A 5,016-nucleotide genomic window follows, 5' to 3' on the forward strand; every position below is an offset into this window, starting at 1 on the left:
AAGCCAGGTCTCGGCCCGCGTCATGGCGACATAGAGCAGTCGGTCACGTTCCGCCAAGAGCGCGCGGCGCTCGGCCTCGATCGCCTCGGCCAAGGTCGGGGGCATGTCATCGGCGCGCCCGGTCCAGAGGGCATGGCCCGCTTGGGTCACGATCTGCGGCGCCGGTGGCATACGCCATGCGCCACATTCGGGCAGGATCACGACGGGCGCCTCCAGCCCCTTGGCGCCATGCACCGTCATCACGCGGATGCGGTTGCCGGCGCTGTCGAGTTGGCGCTTGATCTCGAGATCGTCGGTTTCCATCCAGACGAGAAAGCCGGTGAGACTATCGACCGCGCGGCGTTCATAGGCCATGGCCTGTGCCAAAAGGGCGTCGATGCCATCCTCGGCCTCGGTCCCCAGACGGGCCAGCAGGCGGCGGCGGCCATCGTGGCGGGTCAAGATACGCTCGATCAGGTCATAGGGGCGAAGGAAATCTGCGTTGTCGAGCAGGTCGCGCAGGATCGCCATAGTCTCGGGATAGTCGGAGGCACGGGCGCGGAACTCCTCCCAGAGATAGGGATGGTTGCGCCCTTGGGCGAGATCGTAAAGCTGCGCCTCGGACCAGCCAAAGAGCGGCGAGCGCAGGGCAGTGGCGAGCGCCAGACTATCCTCGGGCGTGGCGAGAAAGGACAAGAGCGCCTCGAGATCGCGCACGGCAAGCTCTGCCCCGACCTTGAGCCGATCAGCCCCGGCGATGGGCAGGCCCTGCGCCTTGCATTCGCGGATGATCTCGTGAAAGAGCGCGGAGCGGCGACGCACGAGGATGAGGAAATCACCCGGTTGCACGGCGCGAAATTCGCTGAGCGATTTCGGGTCGGGGATCGCCTGTCGCGCGGCAATCATGTCGCGCATGGCTGCCGCCACCTGCCGCGCCAGCAGGATCGCGGGATCGTTGGTGGCGCGGATATCAACGGGCATGTGCCAGGCGGGTGGTTCATCCTCTTCCGGTTTTTCGACCACGGGCCAGAGATCAACCCGGCCGGGGAGCGTGTCAAAAAAGGCTTTGTGACCCTCTTCCGGCGTAAAACCGCTCTCGCTGCTCTGGTCAAAGCAGCAATCGACGGTGGTCAGGATGGCCCGCGACGAGCGAAAGGAATAGGCCAGCACGCGCGATTGCAGGGGGCTGTTGGTGGCCCCAAGGCGCAGGCCGAATTCCTGCTGCATGCGGTCGAATTCGCGCGGGTCGGCCCCCTGAAAGGAATAGATCGACTGTTTCTTGTCGCCCACGACAAAGATGGTGCGGGCCACATCGGCGCGCGCACCCTCGCCGCTGGTGAATTCCTGCGCAAGACGTTCGATCACCTGCCATTGCACCGGGCTGGTGTCCTGCGCCTCGTCCACGAGAATATGGTCGATGCCGCCATCAAGCCGGTAGAGCACCCAAGCCGCAACCGCCGGATCGGTCAGAAGATCACGGGCGCGCAGGATCAGGTCGTCAAAATCAAGGAGGCCGCGCAACTGCTTGGCGCGCTCATAGGCGGGCAGAAAGACGCGGGCGAACTCATGCAACGCGCGGGTTTTCTGCATGGCGAGGAGAGCAAGGCGCGCGGGGCGCGCATCCTCGACGCGCAGCATCCATTGCTCGATCTGCGGCATCGCATGGGCGAGGGTGCCTTGGGTCGCCTTGGTTGGGAAAGAGCCTAACTTGGCGGAAAAGGGGGATTTCGCCCCCTTGCCAGTGAGAAAGACATCCTCCAAAAGCGGCAGCGCGCCGGTGTCGAGCGCGCCAATTCGCGCTAGTTTGGCGGCAGCCTTGACGTCATTGGCGGAACCGGCCTGAAGAGCAGGCAGGAGGTGATCAAGAAGCGCCTGTTCGTTGCCCAAAAACACCCGGTCGCGGATCATTTCAGGGCTCAGCCCCTCGGGCTGATCAAAGAGGGCGGCGAGGTCGGCACGGCTCAGCGGTTGAGCGAAACCGGTGCGGTGGCGCACGATCTCGGCGGTCAGTTTTTCCAGAGTTTCGCCGGAATAGTGTCTGGCAAGCGCATAAAACGTGGATGCGTGTGGCCCGGCGGCCAGTTCTTCGACAATCTCGGCGCGAAGGAGGGTGGCAGTGCGATCCTCCATTTCTGTGAATTGCGGTGTGACACCGGCCTCGAGCGGAAAGCGGCGCAAGAGCGAGGCGCAAAAAGAGTGGATCGTCTGGATTTTCAGCCCACCCGGCGTCTCGATCGCGCGGGCAAAGAGGCGGCGCGCCTCGCGCAGGGTCTGATCCGTTATCGCGCCCTCATGGCCCAAGAGGTCCAATTCCTGCTTGAGCGCGTCATCGGCCAACATCGCCCAAGCGCCAAGGCGACGAAAGAGGCGGTTTTGCATCTCACTTGCCGCGGCCTTGGTATAGGTGAGGCAGAGGATATGCTGGGGATCGACCCCGTCGAGCAAGAGCCGCGCCACGCGGTCGGTCAGCACCCGCGTCTTGCCCGAGCCCGCGTTGGCCGAGAGCCATGTTGAAAGGTCGGGGCGCGCGGCATCGACCTGAGCCTGCGTGGCGGCGTCACGGGCGGTCATTGGCCCACCTTGGTCACGTGCGGGGTGTCGGTCATTTCCCATTCGCCATAGCGCGCCAGTTGGTCGTAATCGCCATCATCCTCGGCCATGCGCGGGGCGCGGCGGGCAGTATAGCCCATATTTGGGTCGAAATAGGCCGACATCAGCGCGTGAAACTCGGACCAGATTTTTTCTGGTGGTTCTGCGTCAAGCGGCGCATCGAGTTCTTTGGGATCGCTACCCAGCCCGATGAACACCGCGCGCGCCACGCGGCTTGGCCCCATATCGCCAAAGCCTGCACGGGTGGCAATCGCGGCCTCAAGCAGCAATTGCTTGTCGAAACGGGTCTGTTCCTTGGCAGAAGGGGGCGCGCCGGTCTTGTAGTCATAGATATGGACCTGCCCCAGATCATCGAGATCGAGCCGATCCGCCTTGGCCGAGAGGGTAAAACCCAGATCGGGCAAGGTGGCGCGGCCCTTGGCCTCGAACGCGACGGGGTGCGCACGCGCGCGGCGGGCGAATTCCGTCTCGATGAACCAGTCGGCCACCCGTTCCAGACGCGCCAGCCAGAGGGCACGCGCCTCGGCCCAAGGGACGTTTTGGGCCAGAACAGTCTCTGCATGCTGCATCAATGTAGCGTGAGTACAGTGTGCAGAATGCTCCAGCGTTTCGCGAATGAAGCCTTCGAGAATTTCATGCAGCACCGTGCCGCGCAAGAGCGCATCGGGCGCGCGCATCAGCGGATCGAGCGGGCGCAGCTTGAGGATATGGCGGGCATAGATGGCATAGGGATCGCGGATCAGACGCTTGATCTCGGTCACACTCAGATGATCGGGGCGCGCGGTGACGGGCGGGGCGGGCGCAGGCCGCTGGGCGCGGGGCACCTCGCCCGGTTCCTCAAGCGCCGTGGCGCGGTCGAGCCAGAGGCGGCCACGGGCGCGCATGGCGTCAATCGTCGCCTGTCCGCCCTGATCCGGCAGGCCAGAGAGCAAGTTCAGAATACGGTTGAGCCAGCGCGAGACCACGGTTTCGGCATCGGCAGAGCGCACGGACCGGGTGAGCCAGACCTCGGGCGCGGCAGTCGCCTGTTGGAAATCATGCGCCGAGAGGCCAATGCGCCGTTCGGGCAACAAGAGCCCCGCTTGATGGCGCAGCGCGCGGTTGAGCCATGGGTCGGGCTTGGGGGATTCGGGCCAACTCCCTTCATTCAGCCCGGCGAGGATCAAGAGATCGGCCCCCTGAACCCGCGCCTCAAGCGTGCCCCAGATGAGGATCTGGGGGTGCGGATCGACCGGATTGCGCACCTCGCGGGCGCTCAGGATCTTGTGAAACAGGCTGGAATAGTCACTGGCGCTGAGCGCGCCTGCGTGATGGGCCTCGGTTTTCAACTCGGTCACGGCCTTTTGCGCCTCTTGGCCGGCATCCTTGAGCCAGAGCGCGCCAGAGCCTGTGCCATGGCAGCCTTGAGCGATCTTTTCGGCTAGGTCCAGATGCACCGCGACACTGGTTTCCAGCGGCATTTCGCCGGAATAGTCCCTGTTCACAAAGCAATCGCAGAGCCAGTTCACCCAATCGGGGGCGAGCGTATCCTTCTGCCCCGCACCCCAGTCGCGCAGGCTTTCTTCGGTCGGATAGGGCGGGCCATTGCGGCGCAGGTGCAATTCCAACTCGCGCGTGAGGCGCAGATGCGAACCGCGCTCGGCCCCCTGATGCGCCAGCGGATGCTTGAGCAGCGTGAGGAGCGATTCGGCGCTGAGCCGGTTGCGGAAAAGATCCGCGACATGGCGCAGGAAGCGCCCCGGCGGCGAGAGGTGCAGCGGCAGACCGGCGCTGTCATCGGGCAGAATATCCCAACGGTCGAGGGCTGCGGTCACTTGGCGGGTCAGCGTGCGGTCTGGGGTGATGAGGGCGGCGGTGTGCCCGTCTTCGGCCGCCTGACGCAGGCGCATGGCGATGGCCAGCGCCTCTTGTCGCTGCGATTGGGCCTCGACCAGTGTCACATCGGCCATGGCCCCGGCAATGTCCGCCAGATGCGGGCCGTCGCGCAGCCATTGATCAGTCACAGGCGCGGGGCGCAGGGCCAGCGACACCAGCGCATTGCGCGCCGGATTGGCGGGGGGCGTATCGGACCACGGGCGAATATCCGCAGGCGTGATCCCTGCCCCCGCCGCCACGCGGCAAAAGCGGTATTGCGGGTGATCCTCGGACAGCATCGCATCGCCCAGCGCGTCCCAGACCGCGCCGAGCATGTCGAAATCAAAGCCGGGCAGCACCACCGCACCCCGCGGCAGGCGCGCGACCGCCTGCATGAGATGCTGCGTCGCCCCGCGCGAGCCGGTGGAGCCTGCGAGAATCACGGGATGCGTTGGCGGGGTTTCGGCCCAGAGTGCGGCCAGCCGTTCGATCACGAGCCGTTGGCGGGTTTCCACATCGGGGGCGGCGCCGCCTGCCTCGAAATAATGCCGCACGATGCCGAGAAAGGATTTG

Annotated in this window: 2 protein-coding genes; both read right to left on the reverse strand. The window is 65.1% G+C overall.

Features of this window, described 5'->3' with window-relative positions:
- The coding region (gene addA / locus KBT70_RS11445) for a double-strand break repair helicase AddA (RefSeq protein ID WP_296633183.1) at window positions 1-2,550 on the reverse strand (2,550 nt) is incomplete at its 3' end.
- On the reverse strand, window positions 2,547-5,016 hold a 2,470-nt coding region (gene addB, locus KBT70_RS11450), incomplete at its 5' end, for a double-strand break repair protein AddB (protein ID WP_296633188.1). The genes addB and addA, both read right to left, overlap by 4 nt.

Source organism: Roseovarius sp., assembly GCF_018066915.1.
GTDB lineage: Bacteria > Pseudomonadota > Alphaproteobacteria > Rhodobacterales > Rhodobacteraceae > Roseovarius.